This is a genomic window from Cellulomonas hominis, assembly GCF_901521055.1.
Lineage (GTDB): Bacteria > Actinomycetota > Actinomycetes > Actinomycetales > Cellulomonadaceae > Cellulomonas > Cellulomonas endometrii.
In genome coordinates, this window is the sequence record NZ_CABEGA010000009.1 from 1 (window position 1) to 23,923 (window position 23,923).

Annotated in this window: 22 protein-coding genes and 1 riboswitch; of the genes, 9 read left to right on the forward strand and 13 right to left on the reverse strand. The window is 74.7% G+C overall.

Going from position 1 to position 23,923, the window contains the following annotated elements:
- Nucleotides 1-395: 395 nt before the first annotated feature.
- The 3 genes from KJP73_RS01345 (at nucleotide 396) to KJP73_RS01355 (ending at nucleotide 3,783) form a co-directional block, all read left to right on the forward strand.
- Entirely contained in the window at nucleotides 396-1,613 is a 1,218-nt protein-coding gene (locus KJP73_RS01345; RefSeq protein WP_213280960.1) for an NADP-dependent isocitrate dehydrogenase, read from the forward strand.
- A 231-nt stretch (nucleotides 1,614-1,844) separates the two neighbouring features.
- A complete protein-coding gene (locus KJP73_RS01350) occupies nucleotides 1,845-2,963 on the forward strand; it encodes an ROK family transcriptional regulator (RefSeq protein WP_249669006.1) in 1,119 nt (372 codons plus the stop codon).
- 49 nt (nucleotides 2,964-3,012) lie between these two features.
- Nucleotides 3,013-3,783 (forward strand): ATP-binding cassette domain-containing protein, encoded by a 771-nt coding sequence (locus tag KJP73_RS01355; protein ID WP_213280962.1) that lies wholly within the window; start codon nucleotides 3,013-3,015, stop codon nucleotides 3,781-3,783.
- A gap of 18 nt (nucleotides 3,784-3,801) precedes the next feature.
- On the opposite strand, the gene purU is transcribed toward KJP73_RS01355, so the two are convergent.
- The gene (gene purU / locus KJP73_RS01360; RefSeq protein ID WP_213280963.1) at nucleotides 3,802-4,659 is read right to left on the reverse strand and encodes a formyltetrahydrofolate deformylase; all 858 of its coding nucleotides are present in this window, start codon (nucleotides 4,657-4,659) and stop codon (nucleotides 3,802-3,804) included.
- A 120-nt stretch (nucleotides 4,660-4,779) separates the two neighbouring features.
- Between purU and KJP73_RS01365 the strand changes: the two genes are divergently transcribed.
- From KJP73_RS01365 to KJP73_RS01375, 3 genes are all read left to right on the forward strand, one after another.
- Nucleotides 4,780-5,280: a GNAT family N-acetyltransferase gene (locus KJP73_RS01365; RefSeq protein ID WP_213280964.1), complete on the forward strand. Its 501-nt coding sequence runs from the start codon at nucleotides 4,780-4,782 to the stop codon at nucleotides 5,278-5,280.
- Nucleotides 5,281-5,331: 51 nt separating this feature from the next.
- Nucleotides 5,332-5,419: riboswitch (ZMP/ZTP riboswitch) on the forward strand.
- 60 nt (nucleotides 5,420-5,479) lie between these two features.
- A complete protein-coding gene (glyA, locus tag KJP73_RS01370) occupies nucleotides 5,480-6,769 on the forward strand; it encodes a serine hydroxymethyltransferase (RefSeq protein ID WP_213280965.1) in 1,290 nt (429 codons plus the stop codon).
- Between the two features lie 13 nt (nucleotides 6,770-6,782).
- Nucleotides 6,783-7,658 (forward strand): bifunctional methylenetetrahydrofolate dehydrogenase/methenyltetrahydrofolate cyclohydrolase, encoded by an 876-nt coding sequence (locus KJP73_RS01375; protein ID WP_213280966.1) that lies wholly within the window; start codon nucleotides 6,783-6,785, stop codon nucleotides 7,656-7,658.
- Nucleotides 7,659-8,062: 404 nt separating this feature from the next.
- Here the strand turns inward: KJP73_RS01375 and KJP73_RS01380 are convergent, their stop codons facing one another.
- The 5 genes from KJP73_RS01380 to KJP73_RS01400 form a co-directional block, all read right to left on the reverse strand.
- On the reverse strand, nucleotides 8,063-8,632 hold the full coding sequence (locus KJP73_RS01380) for a cysteine hydrolase family protein (protein WP_213280967.1): 570 nt from the start codon (nucleotides 8,630-8,632) through the stop codon (nucleotides 8,063-8,065).
- Nucleotides 8,629-10,173, reverse strand: coding sequence for a purine-cytosine permease family protein (locus tag KJP73_RS01385; protein ID WP_213280968.1), 1,545 nt, complete (start codon nucleotides 10,171-10,173; stop codon nucleotides 8,629-8,631). Before KJP73_RS01385 ends, KJP73_RS01380 begins: the two co-directional genes overlap by 4 nt.
- A gap of 58 nt (nucleotides 10,174-10,231) precedes the next feature.
- Complete coding sequence (locus tag KJP73_RS01390; RefSeq protein WP_213280969.1) at nucleotides 10,232-11,422, reverse strand: MalY/PatB family protein; 1,191 nt, start codon at nucleotides 11,420-11,422, stop codon at nucleotides 10,232-10,234.
- A 115-nt stretch (nucleotides 11,423-11,537) separates the two neighbouring features.
- Nucleotides 11,538-12,350, reverse strand: a complete 813-nt coding sequence (locus KJP73_RS01395) for an ABC transporter permease (RefSeq protein ID WP_213280970.1) — start codon at nucleotides 12,348-12,350, stop codon at nucleotides 11,538-11,540.
- Entirely contained in the window at nucleotides 12,347-13,279 is a 933-nt protein-coding gene (locus tag KJP73_RS01400) for an ATP-binding cassette domain-containing protein (protein ID WP_213280971.1), read from the reverse strand. Before KJP73_RS01400 ends, KJP73_RS01395 begins: the two co-directional genes overlap by 4 nt.
- A gap of 87 nt (nucleotides 13,280-13,366) precedes the next feature.
- Between KJP73_RS01400 and KJP73_RS01405 the strand changes: the two genes are divergently transcribed.
- Both KJP73_RS01405 and KJP73_RS01410 read left to right on the forward strand, forming a co-directional pair.
- Nucleotides 13,367-14,611: a TetR/AcrR family transcriptional regulator gene (locus KJP73_RS01405; protein ID WP_213280972.1), complete on the forward strand. Its 1,245-nt coding sequence runs from the start codon at nucleotides 13,367-13,369 to the stop codon at nucleotides 14,609-14,611.
- Nucleotides 14,612-14,655: 44 nt separating this feature from the next.
- Complete coding sequence (locus KJP73_RS01410; protein ID WP_213280973.1) at nucleotides 14,656-15,453, forward strand: exodeoxyribonuclease III; 798 nt, start codon at nucleotides 14,656-14,658, stop codon at nucleotides 15,451-15,453.
- A 21-nt stretch (nucleotides 15,454-15,474) separates the two neighbouring features.
- On the opposite strand, the gene KJP73_RS01415 is transcribed toward KJP73_RS01410, so the two are convergent.
- Nucleotides 15,475-16,767, reverse strand: a complete 1,293-nt coding sequence (locus KJP73_RS01415) for an MFS transporter (protein WP_213280974.1) — start codon at nucleotides 16,765-16,767, stop codon at nucleotides 15,475-15,477.
- Between the two features lie 56 nt (nucleotides 16,768-16,823).
- Here KJP73_RS01415 and KJP73_RS01420 point away from each other — a divergent pair, with 56 nt between their 5' ends.
- Nucleotides 16,824-17,369 (forward strand): ArsR/SmtB family transcription factor, encoded by a 546-nt coding sequence (locus KJP73_RS01420; protein WP_213280975.1) that lies wholly within the window; start codon nucleotides 16,824-16,826, stop codon nucleotides 17,367-17,369.
- A 22-nt stretch (nucleotides 17,370-17,391) separates the two neighbouring features.
- Here the strand turns inward: KJP73_RS01420 and galK are convergent, their stop codons facing one another.
- The 6 genes from galK to KJP73_RS01450 all read right to left on the reverse strand — a co-directional run bounded on the left by galK (nucleotide 17,392) and on the right by KJP73_RS01450 (nucleotide 23,763).
- Nucleotides 17,392-18,651, reverse strand: a complete 1,260-nt coding sequence (gene galK / locus KJP73_RS01425) for a galactokinase (RefSeq protein ID WP_213280976.1) — start codon at nucleotides 18,649-18,651, stop codon at nucleotides 17,392-17,394.
- Nucleotides 18,648-19,502, reverse strand: coding sequence for a DeoR/GlpR family DNA-binding transcription regulator (locus KJP73_RS01430; RefSeq protein ID WP_213281021.1), 855 nt, complete (start codon nucleotides 19,500-19,502; stop codon nucleotides 18,648-18,650). Before KJP73_RS01430 ends, galK begins: the two co-directional genes overlap by 4 nt.
- A gap of 80 nt (nucleotides 19,503-19,582) precedes the next feature.
- A complete protein-coding gene (locus KJP73_RS01435; protein WP_213280977.1) occupies nucleotides 19,583-20,464 on the reverse strand; it encodes an NAD(P)H-binding protein in 882 nt (293 codons plus the stop codon).
- A gap of 106 nt (nucleotides 20,465-20,570) precedes the next feature.
- Nucleotides 20,571-21,737, reverse strand: a complete 1,167-nt coding sequence (locus KJP73_RS01440) for an Mrp/NBP35 family ATP-binding protein (protein ID WP_213280978.1) — start codon at nucleotides 21,735-21,737, stop codon at nucleotides 20,571-20,573.
- Between the two features lie 69 nt (nucleotides 21,738-21,806).
- A complete protein-coding gene (locus tag KJP73_RS01445; protein ID WP_213280979.1) occupies nucleotides 21,807-22,418 on the reverse strand; it encodes a DUF1003 domain-containing protein in 612 nt (203 codons plus the stop codon).
- The gene (locus KJP73_RS01450) at nucleotides 22,411-23,763 is read right to left on the reverse strand and encodes a magnesium transporter MgtE N-terminal domain-containing protein (protein ID WP_213280980.1); all 1,353 of its coding nucleotides are present in this window, start codon (nucleotides 23,761-23,763) and stop codon (nucleotides 22,411-22,413) included. The genes KJP73_RS01445 and KJP73_RS01450 overlap by 8 nt, the downstream gene beginning before the upstream one ends.
- Nucleotides 23,764-23,923 lie beyond the last annotated feature (160 nt).

Genomic DNA, 23,923 nt, shown 5'->3' on the forward strand with positions numbered 1-23,923 from the left:
GAGGACGGGGCGCAGGACGAATAAGACGGCCTATGCAGAGAACACAACGGCGACCGCGACGAAGACAGCCGCCCCGTATCCACGCTAGCGCCCGAGCAGTTGCGGATCGAGCAAAAATTTTTTTTTTTCAAGCAGAAGACGGCATACGAGATAGCGTAGCGTCTCGTGGGCTCGGGCTTGTCCTGCGGCATGATCATCCGTTCGTCCGGGAGTGCGGTGGTGGGCGCGGTCCGCGGTACAGGGCGTCCGCGCCGGTGCCGGCCCCGTCCCGGCGCGTCGGCCGCCCGGGGTCGGGCACATCCGTCCAGCATGCCAGGGTTCGCTGTGCCGTGCCTGGACGCCCCGGGACGGGCCGGCGGCCCGCGAAGTCTCTCGACGTCAAGTAATCTGGCCGCATGGCGAAGATCAAGGTGGTTGGACCGGTCGTCGAGCTCGACGGTGACGAGATGACGCGGATCATCTGGCAGTTCATCAAGGACCGCCTCATCCATCCGTACCTCGACATCGACCTGCGCTACTACGACCTGTCGATCGAGAACCGGGACGCGACGGACGACCAGGTGACGGTCGACGCCGCGCACGCGATCAAGGAGCACGGCGTCGGCGTCAAGTGCGCCACGATCACGCCGGACGAGGCGCGGGTCGAGGAGTTCGGGCTCAAGAAGATGTGGCGGTCCCCGAACGGGACCATCCGCAACATCCTCGGCGGCGTGGTGTTCCGCGAGCCGATCATCATCAGCAACATCCCGCGCCTGGTGCCGGGCTGGAACAAGCCGATCATCATCGGCCGCCACGCCCACGGCGACCAGTACAAGGCGACGGACTTCACGGTTCAGGGGGCCGGCACGCTGACCCTGACGTTCACCCCGGCGGACGGCTCCGAGCCGATCCAGCAGGAGGTCGTGACGTACCCCGAGGGCGGCGGCGTCGCGATGGCCATGTACAACTTCGACGAGTCGATCCGCGACTTCGCGCGCGCCTCGTTCGCGTACGGCCTGCAGCGCAGCTACCCGGTGTACCTGTCGACGAAGAACACGATCCTCAAGGCCTACGACGGCCGGTTCAAGGACCTGTTCCAGGAGGTCTTCGACGCGGAGTTCGCGACGGCGTTCGCCGAGGCCGGGCTGACCTACGAGCACCGCCTCATCGACGACATGGTCGCCTCGGCCATGAAGTGGGAGGGCGGCTACGTCTGGGCCTGCAAGAACTACGACGGCGACGTCCAGTCCGACACCGTCGCGCAGGGCTTCGGCTCGCTCGGCCTCATGACGTCGGTCCTCATGACCCCCGACGGCCAGACCGTCGAGGCCGAGGCGGCGCACGGCACGGTGACCCGGCACTACCGCCAGCACCAGCAGGGCAAGCCGACGTCGACCAACCCGATCGCGTCGATCTTCGCCTGGACCGGTGGCCTCAAGCACCGCGGCAAGCTGGACGGCACCCCGGAGGTCACGCAGTTCGCGGAGACCCTCGAGGACGTCGTGGTGAAGACCGTCGAGAGCGGCAAGATGACCAAGGACCTCGCTCTGCTGGTCGGCCCGGAGCAGCAGTGGCTGACCACCGAGGACTTCCTCGCCGCGCTGGACGAGAACCTGGCGACGCGCCTCGGCTGACGTCCCGCGACCGCCCGACGGCCGCCGCCCGCGCACCCCGCGGGCGGCGGCCGTCGTCGTGCGCGGCCCGGTTCTGGACAGGGGTTGCCGTCGAGCAGTGAACGCATCGCTGAGTGGTGCCGTCCGCGTCCCGGGCTAGGTGTTCGCGGCTGTATCCTCGGGGACGTGGGCACTGACCGGGTGACTCCGGGCTCGCAATCTTCACTCCGTGAAGCCAACCGGGCCCGGATCGTGAGTGCCGTCCAGCAGCGTGGCTCCCTCACGCAGGTCGAGCTGGCCGGCCTCACGGGGCTGTCACCCGCCACCGTGTCGAACATCGTCAAGGAGCTCACGGGCGCCGGCGTCCTGCACACGTCGCCCACCTCCCGCAGCGGCCGCCGGGCCCAGCAGGTCACCCTCGCGCGGAACCTCGGGCTCGTCGGCGGCATCCACTTCGGCTCCCGGTCGCTGCGCGTCACCGTCGCCGACGTCGCGCACCGGATCGTCGCCGACCAGCGCATGCCCCTGCCGCCCGACCACCGCGCCGACGCGGGCCTCGAACGGGCGTCCCTCCTGCTCACCGAGCTCGTCGACTCCGTCGAGGCGTCGATGTCCGAGGTGCTGGCCGTCGGTGTCGGCGTCCCCGCGCCCGTCGACCCGGTGTCGGGCCGCATCGTGTCCGTGGGCGTGCTGCGCGGCTGGGACGGGGTGTCGGTGCCGGAGGTCCTGGAGCGCCGGCTCGGCGTGCCCGTGCAGGTCGACAACGACTCCAACCTCGGGGCGCTCGCCGAGCTGCGGCTGGGTGCCGCCCGCGGTCGCCGGCACGTCCTGTACCTGCGGGTGTCGCACGGGGTCGGCAGCGGCCTGATCGCCGACGGGCGCGTGTTCCACGGCCGGACGGGCGCGGCGGGGGAGTTCGGGCACATCACCATCGACGACAACGGCCCGATCTGCCGGTGCGGGAACCGCGGGTGCCTCGAGACGTTCATCGGTGCGCCCGCGCTGCTCGCCATGCTCGAGGCGAGCCACGGGCACCTCACCCTGCCCGACGTGATCAGCCGCGCGCAGGAGGGCGACCCGGGGTGCCGGCGGGTGATCTCGGACGCCGGGCGGTCGCTCGCCGTCGCCGCCGCGAACACGTGCAACCTCTTCGACCCGGAGCTCGTGGTGGTCGGCGGGCGGCTCGCGGAGGCCGGCCCGATCCTGCTGGACACCTTCAGGAACGTCCTCGCGCAGCGCACCCTGCCGAGCACCGCCGGGCCGGTCGAGGTGGTCGTCTCCGAGCTGGGCACCGCCGCGGAGGTGCGGGGCGCTCTGGCCCTGGCGCTGGACCACGCCGGTATTGCGCAGTCGATGGCGGTGGCAGGATGAACCACGGGTGCAGCAGGGCACGCGGCAGGGACGCAGCGGAGGAGGCCAGGTGAAGCAGCCGGTCCTGTCGGTGCGGGGCGTCTCCCGCAACTACGGCGCCGTGCGCGCGCTGGTCGACGTCGACCTCGACATCCACCCCCACGAGGTCGTCGCGATCGTCGGCGACATCGGCGCCGGCAAGTCGACGCTGGCGCGCGTGATGTCCGGCGCGCTCGCCCCGGACTCGGGGCACATCGAGGTCGACGGCACCCCCGTCGCCCTGCCGTCCACGCGCGCGGCCCGGGAGCTCGGGATCGCCGCGGTGTTCCAGGACCTCGCCCTGTGCGAGAACCTCGACGTGGTGCAGAACCTCTTCCTCGGCCAGGAGCTCCGCCGCGCCGGGATGCTGGACGAGCGCCTGATGGAGCGCCGCGCGTGGGAGGTGCTGAGCCGGCTCGCCGCCCGGGTGCCCTCCGTGCGAGCCCCCGTGCGCGCGCTGTCCGGCGGGCAGCGGCAGGCCGTCGCCGTGGCCCGCACCCTGGTCGGGAACCCGCGCGTGGTCGTCCTGGACGAGCCGCTGGCGTCGCTCGGCATCTCGCAGACCGCCGAGGTGCTCAACATGGTCGAGCGCCTGCGGGAGAGCGGCCTCGGCGTCGTGATGATCAGCCACTCGATGGTCGACGTGCAGGCCGTCGCCGACCGCATCGTCGTGCTCCGCCTCGGCCGGATCAACGGCGACTTCGACGCGCAGCACGCGTCCTACGAGGACCTGATCGCCGCGATCACCGGCATCACGCCGACGGGCCGGCTACCCCGGCCGACCCGCCCCGCGTCGCTCTGAGGCCGGGCGCCGGACCGCTCAGCGGAAGACGATCGTGCGGTGCCCGTCCAGGAGCACCCGGTGCTCCGCGTGCCAGCGCACCGCCCGCGCCAGGGCCCGCCGCTCGACGTCCTGGCCGAGGGCGACCAGGTCGTTCACGCCGCGGCTGTGGTCGACGCGCTCGACGTCCTGCTCGATGATCGGTCCCTCGTCGAGGTCGCCGGTCACGTAGTGCGCGGTGGCGCCGATCAGCTTCACGCCGCGGTCGTGGGCCTGCGCGTAGGGGCGGGCGCCCTTGAACGACGGCAGGAACGAGTGGTGGATGTTGATGATCCGGCCCGCGAGCGCCCGGCACAGGTCATCGGACAGGATCTGCATGTAGCGGGCCAGCACGACCAGCTCGACGTCGAGCTCGTCGACCAGCTCCAGGAGCCGGGCCTCCGCCGCCGCCTTGGTGTCCCGGGTGACCGGGACGTGGTGGAAGTCGATGTCGTAGAACCGCGCCAGGTCCGCGAGGGCGGTGTGGTTCGACACGAGCCCCACGATGTCGATCGGCAGGTTCTCGGACCGCTGCCGGAACGCCAGGTCGTTGACGCAGTGCGCGGCGGTCGACCCGAGGAGCAGCGTGCGCATCTTCCGGCCGGCGACGTCCAGCGACCAGTCCAGGGCGAACCGCGGGGCGAGCGCCGTCAGGGCGGCCTCGAGCTCCTCCCGCGACGCCTGCGACGCGACCTCGACGCGCATGAAGAACAGGCCCGACAGGGGGTCGCCGAACTGCTGCGACTCGGTGATGTTCCCCCCGTGCTCCGCCAGCAGGCCGGCGACCGCGGCGACGATGCCCGGCTGGTCGGGGCAGGACAGGGAGAGCACCCAGGAGGTGGGGGTCGAGTTCGGCACGAGGTGGAGGGTACCGGCGGGCGCCCCCGGCGTGCCGGTGGCGACCGTACTGCGGCCGTTCACCCGGGTGATGGGACCTGTGAGTGGTCGAGCCCGCGCAGGGGCTGAGACGATGGGGGCATGAGCGAGACCGAGGTGACCATCCGACCCGTCGTCGACGCCGAGGCGGGGGAGCTGCTGACGCTGCGCCGCGCCGCGTTCGTCACCGAGGCGCAGCAGTACGACGACCCGCACATCCCGCCGCTGACCCAGACGCTCAGCGAGCTGCGCGCCGACCTCGCCGCCGAGGGCGTCGTGACGCTCGGCGCGTGGGCCGGTCACCGGCTCGTCGGCTCGATCCGGGTGGTGCTGGAGGGCAGGAAGGCGACGCTCGGCCGGTTCGCCGTCGCGCCCGACCAGCAGGGTCACGGCATCGGCACCCAGCTGCTGCTCGCGATCCTGCCGCACCTGCCCGAGGACGTGGAGGAGATCTGGGTGTTCACCGGCCGGGACTCCGTGCACAACCTCGCGCTGTACGAGAAGCACGGCTACACCCACGAGCACGACCAGACGGTGGGCGACCTCACGTACGCGTACCTGCGGCGGATCCTCGGCGACGACGAGACCGCCGAGTCCGCCTGAGGCGACCGACCGGCGGACGCCTCCCCGCGGTGCCCGGTGACGTTGCTAGGCTGACGGGGTCGCGACTGGCGCACAGGTGGGGCACCACCGGGGAGCGACGCAGCAGCACGACGTCGGGTCGGACGCCTGGGCCCCGCGGTCACCCCACACCATCGGTGTGCGGTCGACAGACCGCGCACGCCGACTGCCGAGGAGACGCATGAGCGCCGAGAACACGCCGCTGCTCGACCAGAACCTGTCGCAGGTCGACCCCGAGATCGCCGCCGTCCTGGACGGGGAGCTGGCGCGCCAGCAGGGCACGCTCGAGATGATCGCCAGCGAGAACTTCGTGCCGCGCGCCGTCCTGCAGGCGCAGGGCTCCGTGCTGACGAACAAGTACGCCGAGGGTTACCCGGGCCGCCGCTACTACGGTGGCTGCGAGCAGGTCGACATCGCCGAGAACCTGGCGATCTCCCGCGCCCAGGAGCTGTTCGGCGCCGAGCACGCCAACGTCCAGCCCCACTCCGGCGCGACCGCCAACGCGGCCGTGCTGCACGCCCTGGCCAACGCCGGCGACCGCATCCTGGGCCTCGAGCTCGCGCACGGCGGCCACCTGACACACGGCATGAAGATCAACTTCTCCGGCAAGCTCTACGACGTCGGCGCGTACGGGGTGAACCCGGAGACCTTCCTCATCGAGCCGGAGGCGATCCGCGAGGCGGCCCTCAAGCACCGCCCGGCCGTGATCATCGGCGGCTGGTCCGCCTACCCGCGGCACCTCGACTTCGCCGCGATGCGGGAGATCGCCGACGAGGTCGGCGCGAAGCTCTGGGTCGACATGGCGCACTTCGCGGGCCTGGTGGCCGCGGGCCTGCACCCGTCGCCCGTCCCGTACGCGGACGTCGTGTCGTCGACCGTGCACAAGACCATCGGCGGACCGCGGTCGGGCTTCATCCTGAGCAAGCAGGAGTACGCCAAGAAGATCGACTCCGCCGTGTTCCCGGGCCAGCAGGGCGGCCCGCTCATGCACGTCATCGCCGCCAAGGCCGTGTCGTTCAAGATCGCCGGCGGCCAGGAGTTCAAGGACCGTCAGCAGCGCACGATCGACGGCGCGCGGATCATCGCCGAGCGCCTCGTCGCGCCGGAGGTCGCCGCCGCGGGCGTGTCCGTGCTGACCGGCGGCACCGACGTGCACCTGGTCCTCGTGGACCTGCGGAACTCGTCCCTGGACGGCCAGCAGGCGGAGGACCTCCTGCACGACGTCGGCATCACCGTGAACCGCAACGCCGTGCCGTTCGACCCCCGCCCCCCGCGCGTCACCTCCGGCCTGCGGATCGGCACCCCGGCGCTCGCGACCCGCGGGTTCGGGGACGCCGAGTTCACCGAGGTCGCGGACATCATCGCCACGGCGCTGGTGGCGGGCGCGTCGGCCGACGTCGAGGCGCTCCGGGCGCGCGTGGCCAAGCTGGCCGACGCGTTCCCGCTGTACCCCGGCCTCCAGCAGTACTGAGCGGGGAGCGACGATGACGGCACGCACGCTCGACGGCAAGGCCACGGCCGCCACCATCAAGGCGGAGCTCAAGCAGCGGGTCGACGCGCTCGCGGCGCGGGGCGTCCGCCCCGGGCTCGGCACGCTGCTGGTGGGGGAGGACCCGGGCTCGGTGTCCTACGTCGCCGGGAAGCACCGTGACTGCGCGGAGGTCGGCATCGCCTCGATCCGTGAGGACCTGCCCGCCGACGCGACGCAGGAGGACATCGAGGCCGCGGTCCGGCGGCTGAACGAGGACCCGGCCTGCACCGGGTTCATCGTGCAGCTGCCGCTGCCGCGGGGTGTCGACACCAACCGGGTGCTCGAGCTCGTCGACCCCGACAAGGACGCCGACGGCCTGCACCCGACGAACCTGGGCCGGCTGGTGCTGCGGGTCAACGACGACATCACGTCGCCGCTGCCCTGCACGCCGCGCGGGATCATCGAGCTGCTCACGCGGCACGGCATCGAGCTGGCCGGTTCGGACGTCACGGTCATCGGCCGGGGCACGACCGTGGGCCGGTCCATCGGCCTGCTGCTGACGCGCCGCGCCGTGAACGCGACCGTGACGCTGACGCACACCGGCACGGTGGACCTCGGCGAGCACACCCGGAACGCGGACGTCATCGTCGCGGCGGCGGGCGTCCCCGGCGTGGTGACGGCCGACCTGGTGAAGCCGGGGGCCGTGGTGATCGACGTCGGCGTCTCGCGGGTGACGGACAGCGACGGCAAGAGCCGCATCGTCGGGGACGTCGACCGCGGCGTGGCCGAGGTGGCCGCGTGGGTGTCGCCGAACCCGGGCGGCGTCGGGCCCATGACCCGCGCGATGCTGCTCGCCAACGTGGTGGAGACGGCCGAGCGCCTGGCCTGAACCGCCGGACGACACCGCCCCGGGGGCGACTCGATCACGGGTCGCCCCCGGGGCGTTCGCGTCACCGCCTGGGCCACTCGCGCGTGTACACGGTGGCTCCGGGGGGTCGCGGTCGACTTCCGGGGAGTGCGACCACGGTGACCGCCGTGGCTGCGGTGACTGCGGTGGTCGCGGTTGGCGGAGGTGTCCGGCGGGGTCGCTGCGGGGCGCGGTGACTGCGGTGGTCGCGGTTGGCGGAGGTGTCCGGCGGGGTCGCTGCGGGGCGCGGTGACTGCGGTGGTCACGGTTGGCGGAGGTGTCCGGCGGATTCCCTGCGGGGCGCGGTGACTGCGGTGGTCACGGTGAGCCCCTCGACACCGTTCGTGGGTGCCCGGCGGAGTCGTGCCCGTCGCGGACGGACCGGTTCACGTGGTGGTGGCCAGGACCGCCCGCGCGGTGGTGGTGTCGACGACGTCCGCGAGCGGCGCGTACAGCCGGATCGCGTCGAGGGCCCGGGTGTGCGCGGCGTCGTCGGACCCCGCGCAGCCCTCGGCGACGACCCGGACCGCCACCCCGGCGTCGGCCGCGGCCAGGGCGGTCGACAGGACGCAGCAGTCGGTCGAGACGCCGACGAGCAGCATCGTGTCGCCCGGCTGCACGTGCGCGGCGAGCTCGGCGCCCCACTTGCCGAACGTCGTGGCCGTGACGACGGGCGACACGGCCGCGAGGTCCTCCAGGGCGGGCACCACCCGGTAGGCGGGGGCGTCCGGCGACTGCAGGGCGAACGGCCACTCGGCGTAGTACGGGACCCACGAGCCCTCGGGCCGCTCGGGCGCCACGAAGCGCGTGAAGACCGTCCGCTCCGGGCCGGCCGCCTCCGCGAGCGAGCGGACCACGGGCAGCGCCTCGCCGAACCTCGGCGCCGCCCAGGGGCTGCCGTCGTCGGCGAACACGGGCTGCATGTCCACGACGACCAGGACGCTGCGGCCCGTCACCGGACCGCCTCGGCGCCGGCGGTCGTCGGTGCGCCGGGGCCGGACGGCGGCAGCGACTCCTGCCGGCGGACCGCCCCGCGGCGGAGCAGCACGGTGCCGGCGAAGCCGACGACCAGCGCCACGAGCACGCCGAGGTTCGCGTACGCCCAGGCGCCCTCCTTGCCACCGAGGCCGACGGGTCCGAGCAGGTAGCCCTGCCAGGTCAGCCAGCCGGCCGACGCGTTGGTGACGAGCCCCCAGCCCAGGACGGTGCCGAGCGCCAGCAGGGTCAGCGGCACCGCGGGCGCACGGCCGTACCGGCCGGTGGGGCGGTACAGGTCGAGGTCGTCGTAGTCCCGGCGCCGGAGCAGGACGTCGGCGAGCATGATCCCCGCCCAGGCGGCGATCGGGACGCCCAGGGTGATGAGGAAGCCCTGGAAGACGCCGAAGAACGTGTCGGAGCCGAAGACGATGTAGATCGTCCCGAGCACCATGATCACGCCGTCGATGCCGGCCGCGACCGGCCGCGTGATCGGCAGGCCCGTCGACACGAGCGCCAGCCCCGACGAGTAGATGTCGAGCACGGCGCCGCCGATCAGGCCGAGCACCGCGACGACCGCGAACGGCACCAGGTACCAGGTGGGCAGCACCGTCGTGAGCGCGCCGATCGGGTCCCCGCTGATGGCCGCGCGGAGCTCGGCGTCGGACCCCGCCAGCAGCAGGCCGAACACGACCAGGAGCACCGGGGCGAGGGAGGCGCCGAACGTGGTCCACCCGACGACTCCGCGCCCGGAGGTGTGCCGGGGGAGGTAGCGGGAGTAGTCGGCGGCCATGTTGACCCACCCGAGCCCGAAGCCGGTCATCATGAACACCAGGGCCCCGATGAACGCCTGCGCGGTCCCGGCTGGCAGCGCGGTCACGGCGTCGAGGTCGACGTGGTCGACCACCAGCAGCACGTAGCCCACGGTCAGCACCGCGGTGACGATGGTGATGACGGTCTGCATCCGCATGATGAGGTCGAAGCCGAACACCCCGCCGGCGATGATGAGCGCGGCCACGACGACCAGCGCCACGACCTGCACGCCCGTGCCGCCGCCCCAGCCGAGCGCCTCCACGACCGTCGCGGTCGCCAGGGTCGCGAGGGCGGTGAGGATCGTCTCCCAGCCGACGGTCAGCAGCCAGGACAGCACCGCGGCGACCCGGTTGCCCTGCACGCCGAGGGCGGCCCGGGACAGCACCATGGTCGGGGCGGAGCCGCGCTTGCCCGCGAGCGCGACGACGCCGCACAGGAGGAACGAGAAGACGATCCCGACGACGCTCGCGATCACGGCCTGGGTGAACGAGACGCCGAAGTCCAGCACCCAGGCGCCGTAGGACAGCCCGAGCACGGACACGTTCGCGGCGAACCAGGGCCAGAACAGCTGCCGCGGCGTCCCCTTGCGGTCGCGGTCGGCGATGATGTCGACGCCGGCGGTCTCGACGGTCAGGGCGCTGCCGGACGGCACGGCGCCGGCGTCCGGGCGGGCGCCCGGGTCGGTGGTGGCCGGGGGTGGGACGGACATCGGTCCTCCTCGCGAGGGGCGGGTGTGTCGGGACGAGCGGGGTGCGGGCCGCGGGCGGTCAGCCCGACGCGACGGCGGCGGCCAGCCGGGTGACGGTGTCGCGCAGGACGGGGCGGGGCGTCGCGAGGGTGTACCGGGCGAAGCCGGCGCCGGCCGCGCCGCACGCCGGCCCGTCCGTGAGCGCCACGCCCGCCGCGGCGAACCGCTCCGCGGGCCGGTCGCCCAGCCCGAGGGCGCGGCAGTCCAGCCACGCCAGGTACGTGCCCTCCGGCGGGGTGTACCGGACGGCGGGCAGCTGCTCGGCCAGCAGCTCGCCGAGCAGCCGCCGGTTGCCGTCGAGGTAGTCGAGCGCGGCGTCGAGCCACGGGCCGCCGTGCGTGTACGCGGCGGTGCTCGCCACGGCGCCGAGGATCGAGGCGCCCTCCTCGTACTCCTCGGCGAGCCCCGCCCACCGCTCCGCGTCGGCGTCGTCGCTCAGCACGAGCTGCGCGCACTTCAGGCCCGGCACGTTCCACGCCTTCGACGCCGACACGGCGGTGATTGCGTGGCCGGCGGCGACCGGGCCGACGGACGCGTACGGGACGTGCCGGCGCCCGGCGTAGACCAGCGGTGCGTGGATCTCGTCGGCGAACACCCGGGCACCGTGCGCGTCGGCGACCTGCGCGATCCCCAGGAGCTCGTCGCGGTCGAGCACCCGGCCGGTGGGGTTGTGCGGGTTGACCAGCATGACGAGCCCGCCGCCGTCGGCGAGCGCCCGGTCGATCCCGTCGAGGTCGTGCACCAGCCGGTCGCCGTCGCGCACCAGGGGCACCTGGACGACGCGGCGCCCGAGCGTGGCGGGGACGGTGAGGAACGGCATGTACGCGGGCGTCGGCAGCACGATCGTCGACCCCGGGGCTGTGTAGTGCCGGACCGTCGCGCGGAAGGCGGCCATCACGTCCGCGACCGGCCGCACCCGCTCGGGCGCGACCGCCCAGCCGTACCGCCGGGCGGCCCAGCCGGCGAACGCCTCGGACAGCGCGTCGACCGTGGGCGGCGGCAGGTAGCCGAACCGCTCCGCGTCCACCGCCTCGCGCAGCGCGGCACGGACCTCCGGGGCGGTGCCGAAGTCGGCCTCGGCCACGAACGCGCCGATCTGGTCCGGGAACGTCGTCCACTTGATGCCGCCGCCGGCGCGCAGGTCGGCGACGGTACGGCGGTCGGCGTCGGCCGCGAAGCCGTCGTGCGTGGCGGTGCCCGGTGCGGCCATCGGTGCTGGTCCTCGGTGTCGGAGCGGTGCGTGCTGCCCCCATCCCACCACCCGAACCGCGCCCGGTCACCCCCACGGCAGCAGCCTGGGGACGACCGGGCGCGGCCGGGGACCGTCAGCGTGCGGCGCGCCGCCGGAACATCCAGGCGGCGGTGAGCCGGGCGACGACGAGCAGGCCGACGCACCACGCCAGTGCGACCACCGGCTGCCCCCCGGGAGCGCCGGTGAGCCAGGCCCGCACGGTGTCGGTCACGGGGGTCACCGGCTGGTACGTCGCGACCACCTCGAGCACCCGCGGCATCGACTCCGGCGGGACGAACGCGCTGGACACGTAGGGCAGGAACATGATCGCGAAGGTGAACCCGTTCGCCGCCTCGGGCCCGGACGCGACCATGCCGATGCACACCGCGGTCCAGGTCAGCGCGAGCACGTACAGCAGCACGACCCCCGACACGGCGAGCCACTCGGACAGGCCCGCCGTCGGCCGGAACCCCGCGGCGTACGCGACGGCCACGACGAGGGCGGTCGAGACGGCGTTGCGCACCACCGACTCCACGACGTGCCCGGTGAGCACGGCGACCGGCCGCACGGGCAGCGTCCGGAACCGGTTCATCAGGCCGCCCGTCATGTCGGAGGCCACGGACACCGCGGTGGTGGCGGCGCCGTACCCGGCGCACAGCAGGATGATGCCCGGCACGACGTAGTCGACGTAGCTCTGGCCGGTCCGGATCGCGCCGCCGAACACGTAGACGAACAGCAGCATGAGGATGACCGGCAGCGCGATCCCCATGATCAGGGTGTCGGGCGTGCGGGTCGACCGGCGCAGGCTGCGGCCGATCATGGCCGCGGTGTCCTGCAGGGCCCAGCCGCCCAGCGGGGGCCGGACGGTCACCCGCGCGGGCGCGGACGGGGCGAGGGTGGTGGTCATGACGCCTCCCGGGCGAGCAGGGCCTGCGTGTCGAGGGCGCCCGCGGGGGCCGCGTGCTCGGCGTGGTGGCCGGTGAGGGTGAGGAACACGTCGTCGAGGGTCGGCACCGCGACCCGCCAGGTCTCGACGGGCAGGGCGCGTCGCTCGACGTCGGCGAGGATGCGGCGGACGTCCGGGACGGAGGCGTCGGTCGCGATGCGCTCGGTGCGGCCGTCGGCGAGCTGCAGCTCGACGTGCGCGGCGCCGACCTGGCGCTTGAGCTCCGCGGCGGTGCCGTCGGCGATCACCCGGCCGCGGTCCAGCACCGCGACGCGGTCGGCGAGCGCGTCGGCCTCGTCGAGGTACTGCGTGGTCAGCAGCACGGTGGCGCCGCCGGCCACGACGTCGCGGACGACCTCCCACAGGTCCGCGCGGCTGCGCGGGTCGAGGCCGGTCGTGGGCTCGTCGAGGAAGATCACCTGCGGGCGCGTCAGCAGGCTGACCGCGAGGTCCAGGCGGCGGCGCATCCCGCCGGAGTAGGTCCGCACGAGCCGGTCGGCGGCGTCCACCAGGTCGAAGAGCTCGAGCAGCTCGTCGGCGCGTCGCCGGCCCGCCGCCCGCGGGAGGTGCGCGAGCCGGGCCATGAGCCGCAGGTTCTCCCGCCCGGTCAGCAGCTCGTCGACAGCGGCGTACTGGCCGGTGAGGCTGATCGTCTCGCGGACCCGCTCGGGCTCGCGCACGACGTCGTGGCCGGCGACGGTCGCGGTCCCGCCGTCGGGGCGCAGCAGCGTGCTGAGGATCTCGACCGTGGTGGTCTTGCCCGCACCGTTGGGCCCGAGCAGGCCCAGGACCTGCCCGCGCGGCACGGTGAGGTCGACCGCGGTGAGCACGGGGGTCGCGCCGAAGGCCTTCTGGAGGCCCCGCGTCCGGATCATCGGGGTGTCGTCCATGGCCGGCTCCTTTCTGTCTACGTCGTACACGGATGATGCGATGTGTATGTTGTACACAGTTCCGAGCCCGGCGGTCAAGGAGTTCCGATGGACGAGCAGCACCCGACCGGCGACCTCGACCCGGTCGCCCGCCGCGACGCCGAGGACGCCCGCAGGCAGGCCGAGGCGCTGCGCAGGGACCGCGAGAAGGCGGCGCAGGCGGCAGCCAAGGAGGCCGCGCGCGCCGAGCGCGACCGCGAGAAGGCGGTCCGCGAGGCGGAGAAGGCGCAGCGGGAGCGGGAGAAGGCCGCGCGCGCGGCCGAGAAGGACGCCGGGCGTCGCCGCGCCGAGCAGGACCGGCAGGTGCGGGAGGTCGAGCGCGAGGCGGACCGTGCGGAGCGCGAGGCCGAGAAGGCGGCGCTCGACGCCCGCCTCGCCGCGCAGCGCGCCGCACGCCAGGTGGAGCGCGCGCGCCTGCGCGCCCGGGCGGTCGAGGAGCCGGGCCCGGACGCCCCGCCGGACCTTCCTCCGGGGCTCGCGCTGCTCTGGCGCCCCGCGCCCGTGGGCCGCCGCGGTCCCCGCCCCGGACTGACGCTGGCCGGCATCGCCCAGGCCGCCGTCGCGCTCGCGGACGCGGAGGGTCTGGGGGCCGTCTCCATGGCGCGCGTCGCCGAGCGGGTCGGCGTCACGACCATGGCGCTGTACCGGTACGTGTCGAGCAAGGACGACCTGCTGGCGCTGATGATGGAGACGGCGCTGGGCGAGGCGGTCGACGCGGCCGAGCGAGCGGCCTCGGACCTCCCGGCGGCCCCCGGCGTCCCGGCCTGGCGGACGGCGCTCGAGCGCTGGTGCCACGACCAGCTCGCGCTCGCGCAGGTGCACCCCTGGTCGGTGCAGGCCCCGGTCACGGCGTCGCTGCCGGGACCCGCGCGGGTCGCGTTCCTCGAGCGCGGGCTCCGGGCGCTCGAGGGCACCCCGCTGACGTGGGCGGAGCGGACGGCCGTCGTCGGGCACCTGTCGCTGCACGTGCTGAGCGAGAGCCAGGTCGTGGCCGCGCGGACGACGGCCGAGCGGGCGGCCCGCGCGGCGGCGGAGGCGGCGGACGGCGACCCCGCGCCACGGGCCGACGAGGCGACGCACCCCGCGCTGCTGGACTACGCCACGGTGCTGCGGGCGGTCGTGGACCCCGAGCGGCACCCGGTGCTCAGCGAGGCCGTCGCCGCGGGCGCGTTCGACGACACCTCAGACGAGCCGGGGGAGGGGGACGACCCGGACCTCGCGCTGCGGATGATGCTCGACGGGGTGGCCGCGCTGGTGGAGCGGGCCCGGGGCCGGCTGCAGGACAGGGTCTGACGGCGCTGTCGGCCGTGTCGGTGGCATGGGGTTGGATGGTCCGCGTGCTGACGGTAGCGACTGCGAACGTGAACGGGATCCGTGCCGCCTTCAAGCGGGGGATGGGGGACTGGATCGAGCAGAGGCGGCCCGACGTCCTGCTGCTGCAGGAGGTGCGGGCGTCCGACGAGATCCTCGGCGACCACCTGTCGGCGCAGGAGTGGCACCTCGCGCACGAGGCGAGCGAGACGAAGGGCCGTGCGGGCGTCGCGATCGCGTCCCGCCTGCCCATGCGCGCCGTGCGGATCGGCATCGGCACCGGCGTGCCGTCCGACAGCGGCCGCTGGGTGGAGGCCGACCTGGAGCTGCCGGGCGGCGGGCTGCTCACCGTCGTGTCGGCCTACGTGCACTCCGGCCAGGCGGGCACGCCCAAGATGGACGAGAAGTACGCCTTCCTCGACGTCATGACGAAGCGGATGGCCGAGCTCGCGGGCGAGAACCAGCACGCCGTCGTCGCGGGGGACCTGAACATCGCCCACCGCGAGGCGGACATCAAGAACTGGAAGGGCAACCTCAAGTCGGCGGGCTTCCTGCCGCAGGAGCGCGCGTACCTGGACACGTGGCTCGACGAGCAGGGCTGGCGGGACCTCGGTCGCGAGCACGGCGGCGAGGGTCCCGGCCCGTACACGTGGTGGTCCTGGCGCGGGCAGGCGTTCGACAACGACTCCGGCTGGCGGATCGACTACCAGCTCGCGACGCCCGGGCTGGCGGACACGGTGCGCAGCGTCGCGATCGACCGCGCCGCGACGTACGACGCGCGGTTCAGCGACCACGCGCCCGTGGTCGTGGCCTACGACGTCTGAGGGGCTCGGCCCGCGGGTGGCTCAGCCGGCCGCGGGCGCGTCGGCCGGCACCGGCGCGCCGGGCAGGTCACGCATCCGCAGCAGCGGGGACGCGAGCACCGGCAGCGCCGCGACGGCGGTGCCCGCGGCCGCCACCCACAGCGCCGGCACCACGCCCCACGTGTGCCCGATCCAGCCGCCGAGCAGCCCGCCGACGGGCGTCGTCCCCCAGACGACGAACCGCACCGACGCGTTCATCCGCCCGAGCAGGGCGGGCGGGCAGATGCGCTGCCGGAAGCTCACCTGCGCCACGTTGTAGACGACGACCGCCCCCCAGAACAGCACCCCGCCCGCGATCAGCACGGCCTGCGGCGGCAGGGGCAGCACGGCGGCCAGGGGGACGAGCGCGGCGCCCGGGGCGAGGGCGACGGCGGCGAGCGGGATGATCCGGGCCTCGCCGACCCGGCGGGCCAGTCGGTCGGCGGTCAGCGCCCCCAGCAGCCCGCCCACGGCCGAGGCCGAGACGACGGCACCGTACTGCGCCACGTCGAGCCCGAGGTCCCGCAGCGCGTACAGCACCAGCAGCGCCCCCGAGACGCCGGAGAACAGGTTCCCGAGCGCGGTGCACGCCACGATCCGGCGCAGCAGCGGCTGGTGCAGGACGAACCGGAGACCCTCGGCGATCTCCTCCCGGAGCGGGCGCCGGCCCTCGACGGGCGGCAGCGTCTCGACCTGCCGGATCCGGTGGACCGACGCCGCGGAGAGCAGGTAGGTCACGGCGTTGACCGCCAGCACGTACGGCGGCGCGACGACCCGCAGCAGCGCCCCGCCGAGCGCCGGTGCGACGACCGCCGCGACCGACTGGGTCGCCTGGAGCTTCGCGTTGCCCTCGCCGACGTGCTCCAGCCCGACGAGGCCGGGGACGTAGGACTGGTGCGCGACGTCGAAGAACACCGTCGCCACGCTCATCACGAGCGCGCCCGCGTAGAGCACCGCCATCGAGGCGTGCCCGCTCAGGGCGAGCGCGACGACCGTCGCGAGGACGGCGGCGCGCACGAGGTCGGCGACCACCAGGACCCGCCGCTTGCGCATCCGGTCCACCCACGCGCCGGTGGGCAGCCCGATCACCAGGAACGCCGCCGTCTCCGCGGCGGTGAGCAGCCCCATCTGCCACTCGGTGGCGCCGAGCTCCCGCACGGCGAGCACCGGCAGCGCGAGGATGCTCAGCTGCGCGCCGAGCTGACCCAGGGCGTCGCCGAGCCACAGGCGGCGGAAGTCCGGGTGCCGGGCGAGCGAGCCGCGGCGACCCGCGGGGGCACCCGGGGCGGAGGTCATGCGACCAGCGTGGGGCTACTGATTGGGAGAAGTCAATCAGTGGCTACGATCAGGGCATGACGACCGACCCCGGCGCCGACGTCGACCGCGACGCCGACGCCGACGCGCGCGCCCTCGCCTCGTCGACCCGCCTGCGGATCCTGCGGCTGTGCCTGGACGAGCCGCTGACCAACCGCGAGATCGCCGACCGGCTGGGCCGGAACCCCGCCACCGTCCTGCACCACGTGCGCACGCTGGTCGACCGCGGGTACCTCGCGGCGGAGCCGGTCCGGCGGGGTGCCCGCGGCTCGCGCGAGGTGCCCTACCTGGCGACGGGGAAGTCGTGGCGGTCGCCCGACTTCCCCGGCAAGTGGCAGCTGATGCTCCGGACGTTCCTCGAGGAGGTCGCGGAGGCCGACCCCGCGTCGGTGCGGATGACCCGGCTCGGCGTCCGGCTGAGCGAGGCGGAGCACGCGGAGCTGATGTCCCGCGTGGACGGCTTCTTCGCCGAGCTGGCGGAGCGCCGGCCGACGCCGGACGGCACGCCGTACTCCCTGCTCTTCGCCCTGCACGAGGACGCGGGCCGTCTGCCGCGCGGGGGCGGCGCGGCCGGCGCCGGCTGAGCGGCCCGGCCGGCGCCCGCCGTCAGGCCGCGGGGTCGCTGGCGACCGCCACCAGGAACGCCGGGGCGTGCAGGCCCTCGTCCTCGAACGCCCGCGCGACGGCCGCGGCGACCGCGTCGACGTCACCGGCGCGGACCAGCGCGATGGCCGAGCCGCCGAACCCGCCGCCGGTCATCCGCGCCCCGAGCGCCCCCGCGGCACGCGCGGCGTCCACCGCGACGTCCAGCTCGCGGCACGACACCTCGTAGTCGTCGCGCAGGGAGGCGTGCGACGCGTCCATGGCCGCGCCGACCTCCTCGACGCGGTCCGCGTCGAGCAGCGCCACGAACTCCTCGACGCGCGCGATCTCCGTGACCACGTGCCGGACGCGCTTCACGAGCACCTCGGCGTCGTGCGACCCCTCGCCGACCGCGCCGGTGCCGTGGGCGAGCGTGGCGAGCGCGTCGCCGAGCCGGTCGGGGTCGATCTCCCGCAGGGTGCTGACGCCCAGCCGGGCGGCGGCCTCGTCGCACGCGGCCCGGCGGGCGGCGTACTGCCCGTCGACCAGCGCGTGCTCGGCCTTGGTGTCGATGACCAGCAGCGCCAGGTCGTGGGCGGTCAGGTCGAACGGCACGTGCCGGACGGAGCCGTCGCGCGTGTCGAGCAGCAGGGCGTGGCCCGCGCGGCCGCGCAGCGACACCGACTGGTCCATGCCGCCCGTGCTGGCGCCGGCGATCTCGTTCTCCGCGCGGATGCAGGCCTCGGCCAGGACGGCCCGCCCGGCGTCGTCCGGCTGCTCGGAAGTGCCGGCCAGCCCCAGGCCGAACAGCGCGTCCAGCGCGACCGCCGCCGAGCACTCCAGCGCGGCGGACGACGACAGCCCGGCGCCGTAGGGCACGCAGGAGTCGACCGCGATGTCGAACCCGCCGACCTGGTGCCCCGCCTCGCGCAGCGCCCAGGCGACGCCCACGACGTACGCCGGCCAGCCGCTGACCGTGCCGGGCGCGACCTCGGACAGCGCGACCTCGCGCACGCCCGTCGACTCCTGCGCGGACACCAGCCGGACGGCGTCGCCGTCGGTGCGGCGCACCGCCACGTAGGTCCGGTGGGGGAGGTCGAACGGGAGGCACAGCCCGCCGTTGTAGTCGGTGTGCTCGCCGATCAGGTTCACGCGGCCGGGAGCGGACCAGGTGCCGTCCGGCTCGGCGCCGAACCGGTCGGCGAACAGCTGGCGCACCCGCGCGGCGCCGTCGGCGGGCTCCCAGGCACCCACCCACACGGGGGCGTTCGTCGGGGCGTTCATGGGGTACCTCCTGGGTGACGGGACACGGGGTTCTCGGCCGGCACGCGGGCCGGGTCGTCGTCGGGGGCGGGCACCAGCAGCGTGCAGCCGGCGTCGGCGAGCACGGCACGGGCCGGCTCGGGCAGCCCGGCGTCGCTGACCAGCACGTCGACCTCCTCCAGCGCGGCGATCCGGGCGAGCCCGACGACGCCCCACTTGGTGTGGTCGGCCAGCACGGTGACGGCCGCCGCGCAGTGCAGCAGCGCCCGGTCGGTCGCGGCCTCCGCGAGGTTCGGGGTCATCAGACCGGACTCGTCCAGCCCGTGCACGCCGAGGAACAGGCGGTCGACCCGGAGCGTCGCCAGCGCGGTGTCCGCCACGGGCCCGACCAGCGCGTCCGACGGGGTGCGGCTGCCACCGGTGAGGATGACGTCGAGGGCACCGGCGCCCGCGGTCGCGCGGTGCAGCGTCCCGGCCACGGGCAGGGAGTTCGTCACGACGGTCAGCGGCCGCAGGGCCGGGTCGGCGGCGATGCGCCGGGCGAGCAGGTGCGTGGTCGTCCCGGCCGACAGCGCGATCGCCTGGCCCGGCTCGACGGTCGCGGCGGCCAGCGCGGCGATCGCCTCCTTCTCGTCCGTCGACCAGGAGCTCTTCGCCTCGAACCCGGGCTCGTCCGTGGGGCGGCCGGCGCCGTCGGGGGCGACCGCGCCGCCGTGCACCCGCCGCACCAGCCCCGCCCGGTCCAGCTCCGTGATGTCCCGGCGAACCGTCATCTCGGAGACGTCGAGCTGCTCCACCAGGTCGGCGACCCGCACCGCCCCGTGGGCGCGCACCTCCGCGAGGATGCGGTCCTGCCGTTGACTCGCGAGCACCGCGACAGTATCCACCACGACCGCACACGAACCAACACGCGCCGCACCAGCAGGCAGCCGGCCGGCCGGTGCGTGCCGGCTCAGCCCGGGGCCGCGTCGACCGCGGGGTGCAGCACCGTCCGGGCCCAGGCGGCGAGCGTCGTGGGCGTGGTCGTCCGCACCGACCGGCCGTCCTGCGGGGTGAGGTCACGCAGCCCCCGCAGCATCCCGACCATGCCGTCCACCTGCGCGTCGGTGAGGCCGAGCTCGCGCAGCGGCGCGGCGGCCTCCGCGTCCGTGATGCGCACCGCCCGCACCGGCCGGCCGAGCGCGTCCGCGAGCACCGACGCCGCCTCGGCGAACGACAGGTCCTCCGGGCCGTGCACGCCCTGCGTGTGCCGCCCGGACCAGGCTGTCGACAGCAGCCGCGCCGCGGCCACGTCCCCGACGTCGCGCGGGTCCACCCACGCGAGGCGCCGGTCCAGCGGGAACGTCGTGGTGAGCGTCCCGCGCAGCAGGCCCGCGACGTCGAACAGCAGGTTCGTGAAGAAGTACCCGCAGCGCAGGTGCGTCACCGACGCGCCCGTGGCGTCCAGGAGCTCCTCGACGCGGCCGAGCCCGTCGATCTCGCCGACGCCGTGCCGCGCCTCCGCCCCGACGCTGCTCTGGTGGACGACCCGCCCGATGCCGTTCTCGCGCACCGCGCGCGCCACCACCGCGCCGAGCCCCGCGTACGCCTCGACGGGGTCGTCGGCCGGGACCGACGGGCTCACCCAGTGGATCGCGTCGGCCCCCGCGGTCGCCGCGACGACGGCGTCCGCGTCCGTCAGGTCGACGGGGACCACGTCGGCGGCCTCGCGGAGCGCCGGGTCCAGGCGGCCGGGGTCGCGGGCGAGCAGCACCGGGCGCTCGCCCGCCTGGACCAGCAGGGTGGCGACACGGGACCCGACGCGACCGGACGGGGTGCTGACGACGACGCGCACGGCGGCTCCTTCGACGGGGGTGAGGCGACCGGTCCCATGCTGCCGCCGACCACCGACACGGCCGTCAGGGCCCTCCCGCGCGAGCGGTCCTCCCGTGCGAGCGGTCCTACCGACCGACGGGCGTCAGCCCCAGCGACTTCCCCGCTAGGCCGCGGGAGCGGGCCGCCAGGGTGCGGGCCACACCGCGCAGCGCCTGCGCCGCGGGGGAGTCGGGGTCCGTCAGCACGACGGGCGTCCCGCCGTCGCCGGCCTCGCGGAGCCGGATGTCGAGCGGCACCTGCCCCAGCAGCGGCACCGGGGTGCCCGTGGACCGGGACAGCCCGTCCGCGACGCGCGTCCCGCCGCCGGAGCCGAACAGCTCGAGCCGGCTGCCGTCCGGCTGCTCGAGCCACGCCATGTTCTCGACGACCCCGACCACGCCCTGCCGCGTCTGCGTCGCGATCGACCCGGCGCGCTCCGCGACCTCCGCCGCGGCGAGCTGCGGGGTCGTCACCACCACGAGCTCGGAGCCCGGGAGCAGCTGGGCCACCGAGATGGCGATGTCGCCGGTCCCGGGCGGCAGGTCCAGCAGGAGCACGTCCAGGTCGCCCCAGAACACGTCGGACAGGAACTGCTGCAGCGCGCGGTGCAGCATCGGCCCGCGCCACACCACGGGCTGGCCGGGCGGGACGAACATGCCGATCGAGATGACCTTGACGTCGTGCGCGATCGGCGGCAGCAGCATCTCGTCCACGCGCGTGGGGGGCTGCGTGACGCCGAGCATGCGCGGGATCGAGAAGCCGTAGATGTCCGCGTCGACGACCCCGACCCGCAGGCCGTCGGCGGCCATCGCGACGGCGAGGTTCGCGGTGACGGACGACTTGCCGACCCCGCCCTTGCCGGACGCGACCGCGAACACCTTGGTCAGCGACGTGGGCTTGCTGAACGGGATGACCGGCTCGGGACCGCCGCGCAGCCGCTCCGTGAGCGCCGCCCGCTGCTCGGGGCTCATCACGCCCAGCGCCATCCGCACCTCCGCGACGCCCTCGACGGCCTGCACCGCGGCGGTGACGTCCTTCGTGATGGTGTCGCGCAGGGGGCAGCCGGCCGTCGTCAGGTCGATGCCGACCGTGACGTGGGCGCCCTCCGGGGCCGCCGTGTCGACGTCCACCGAGCGCACCATGCCGAGGTCCGTGATCGGTCGGCGGATCTCGGGGTCGATCACCCGGGTGAGGGCCTCCCGCACGGCGGCGGCGACGGCCTCGGGGTCACGGGTGTCCAGGACGGGCGGCATGTCGTCCATCGTAGGTGCGCGCCGGGGCGCACCCCCCGGGACCCCGGGGCCGAGGACCGCCCGTGACCCTCAGGCGCGCCCGCGGAGCTCGGGCCGGTCGGTGCGGTCGCGCCGCTCGGTGCGGTCCGTGCGCTCCCGCCGGTCCGTGCGGTCGGGGCGGTCGGCCCGCTCCGGGCGGTCGAGCCCTTCGCCGTCCTCACCGGCCGCGGCCTCGCGCTCCTCCACCAGCTCCTCGAGCAGGTTGCGCAGCTCCGAGCGGACGAAGTCACGGGTGGCGACCTCCGACAGCGCGATGCGCAGGGCGGCCATCTCCCGGGCCAGGAACTCGGTGTCCGCGAGGTTCCGCTCGGCCCGCTGCCGGTCCTGCTCGGCCTGCACGCGGTCCCGGTCGGTCTGCCGGTTCTGCGCGAGCAGGATCAGCGGGGCGGAGTAGGACGCCTGGAGCGACAGCATCAGGGTCAGCGCGGTGAAGCCGTTCGCCGCCTTGTCGAACCGCAGGGCCTCCGGACCCCACGAGTTCCACACCAGCCACACCGCGCAGAACAGGCTCAGCCAGAGCAGGAACCGCGGGGTGCCCATGAACCGGGCGATGCCCTCGGACACCTTGCCGAACGCGTCCTCCTGCAGCTTGGGCAGGAACGTCCGGCGGGCGGCCTTCGGGGTGTCGAGGCGCTCAGCCACGCCGGCCTCCCCTCGGGGCGGGTCCGACGTGCCGGGCGCCCGCGCGGTCGGCGAGCGGCTGCGGGGCCGCGGGGACCGCCCCGGTGGGGTGCTCCTCCTCGTCGGTCTCGCGCCAGTCCTCGGGCAGCAGGTGGTCCAGCACGTCGTCGACGCTCACCGCACCGAGCAGCCGGCGCTCGGCGTCGACGACCGGGATCGCCAGCAGGTCGTAGGTGGCCATCCGGCGGGTGACCGCGAGCAGCGGGGCGTCGACCAGCACCGGGTCGATGTCGGTGTCGACCAGCGTGCCGATCGCCTCGTGCGGGGGCTCGCGCAGCAGCCGCTGCAGGTGGACGACGCCGATGAACCGGCCGGTCGGCGTCTCCAGCGGGGGCCGCACGACGAACACCATGGACGCGAGCGCGGGCGTGAGGTCCCGCCGGCGGACGTGCGCGAGGGCCGCGGCGATCGGCGTCTCCGGGCCCAGGACCACCGGCTCCGTGGTCATCAGGCCGCCGGCGGTGTTGTCCTCGTACGCCAGCAGCCGGCGGACGTCGCGCGCCTCCTCGGGCTCCATCAGCTCCAGCAGCTCGGCGGCCTGGTCGTCGGGCAGCTCACCCAGCAGGTCGGCCGCGTCGTCGGGCTGCATGGCCTCCAGGACGTCCGCCGCCCGGGTGCGCTCCAGGCTCGACAGGATCGCGACCTGGTCGTCCTCGGGCAGCTCCTCCAGGACGTCGGCGAGCCGCTCGTTGTCGAGCGCCGTGGCGACCTCCATCCGCCGGGTCGTCCCCATGTCGTGCAGCACGTCCGCGAGGTCGGCGGGCTTGAGCCCGTCGTACTGCGCGAGCAGCAGCGCGGCGCCCTGCGCGTCGGCGGCGGTGCGGGCCAGCCCGGCGATCTCGTCGATGTCCAGGAGCTCCGCCTCGCCGCGCCGCCGCAGCAGCCCCGTGCGGCCGGGGCGGTGCTTGCGGACGAACACCTTCGACACCAGCCAGTCGCCGTTGCGCTGCCGCTCCAGGGCGACGTCCTCGACCGTGGCGGTGCCCGTGCCGTCCGCGAGCTGCACCGTCCGGTCGAAGAGCTCGCCGACCACCAGCGTCTCGAACGGGCGCTGCTCGAACCGCCGCATGTTCACCAGGCCGGTCGAGATCACCTGCCCGGCGTCGATCGCGGTGACGCGGGTGAGCGGCACGAACACCCGCCGCTTCCCGGGCACCTCCACCACGAGCCCGACGGCGCGCGGGGCGCCCTTGGGGCGCAGCAGCACGACGACGTCGCGCACCCGCCCCACCTGGTCGCCGATCGGGTCGAAGACGGAGGTTCCGGCGAGGCGCGCGACGAACACTCGGGTCCCGGGTCCGCTCACGGGGGTCAGCGTAGACGCCGGGTCGGCGCCCGGCGCGCGCCCGTCCGCGTGGCCGACGTCACGTCCGCGGCGGCTGGGCACGTCCTGGGAGCTGCGCATGAACTCCCTGCGTACAGGGGGTGACGCCTGGCCAACGCGCGCCCGCGGGGGCGAGGATGGG

Coding starts and splice junctions, on each gene's coding strand:
- KJP73_RS01345 (WP_213280960.1), top strand. CDS start 396: ATGGCGAAGATCAAGGTGGTTGGACCGGTCGTCGAGCTCGACGGTGAC.
- KJP73_RS01365 (WP_213280964.1), top strand. CDS start 4,780: ATGAGCGAGACCGAGGTGACCATCCGACCCGTCGTCGACGCCGAGGCG.
- glyA (WP_213280965.1), top strand. CDS start 5,480: ATGAGCGCCGAGAACACGCCGCTGCTCGACCAGAACCTGTCGCAGGTC.
- KJP73_RS01375 (WP_213280966.1), top strand. CDS start 6,783: ATGACGGCACGCACGCTCGACGGCAAGGCCACGGCCGCCACCATCAAG.
- KJP73_RS01385 (WP_213280968.1), bottom strand. CDS start 10,173: ATGTCCGTCCCACCCCCGGCCACCACCGACCCGGGCGCCCGCCCGGAC.
- KJP73_RS01390 (WP_213280969.1), bottom strand. CDS start 11,422: ATGGCCGCACCGGGCACCGCCACGCACGACGGCTTCGCGGCCGACGCC.
- KJP73_RS01395 (WP_213280970.1), bottom strand. CDS start 12,350: ATGACCACCACCCTCGCCCCGTCCGCGCCCGCGCGGGTGACCGTCCGG.
- KJP73_RS01400 (WP_213280971.1), bottom strand. CDS start 13,279: ATGGACGACACCCCGATGATCCGGACGCGGGGCCTCCAGAAGGCCTTC.
- KJP73_RS01405 (WP_213280972.1), top strand. CDS start 13,367: ATGGACGAGCAGCACCCGACCGGCGACCTCGACCCGGTCGCCCGCCGC.
- KJP73_RS01415 (WP_213280974.1), bottom strand. CDS start 16,767: ATGACCTCCGCCCCGGGTGCCCCCGCGGGTCGCCGCGGCTCGCTCGCC.
- KJP73_RS01420 (WP_213280975.1), top strand. CDS start 16,824: ATGACGACCGACCCCGGCGCCGACGTCGACCGCGACGCCGACGCCGAC.
- galK (WP_213280976.1), bottom strand. CDS start 18,651: ATGAACGCCCCGACGAACGCCCCCGTGTGGGTGGGTGCCTGGGAGCCC.
- KJP73_RS01440 (WP_213280978.1), bottom strand. CDS start 21,737: ATGCCGCCCGTCCTGGACACCCGTGACCCCGAGGCCGTCGCCGCCGCC.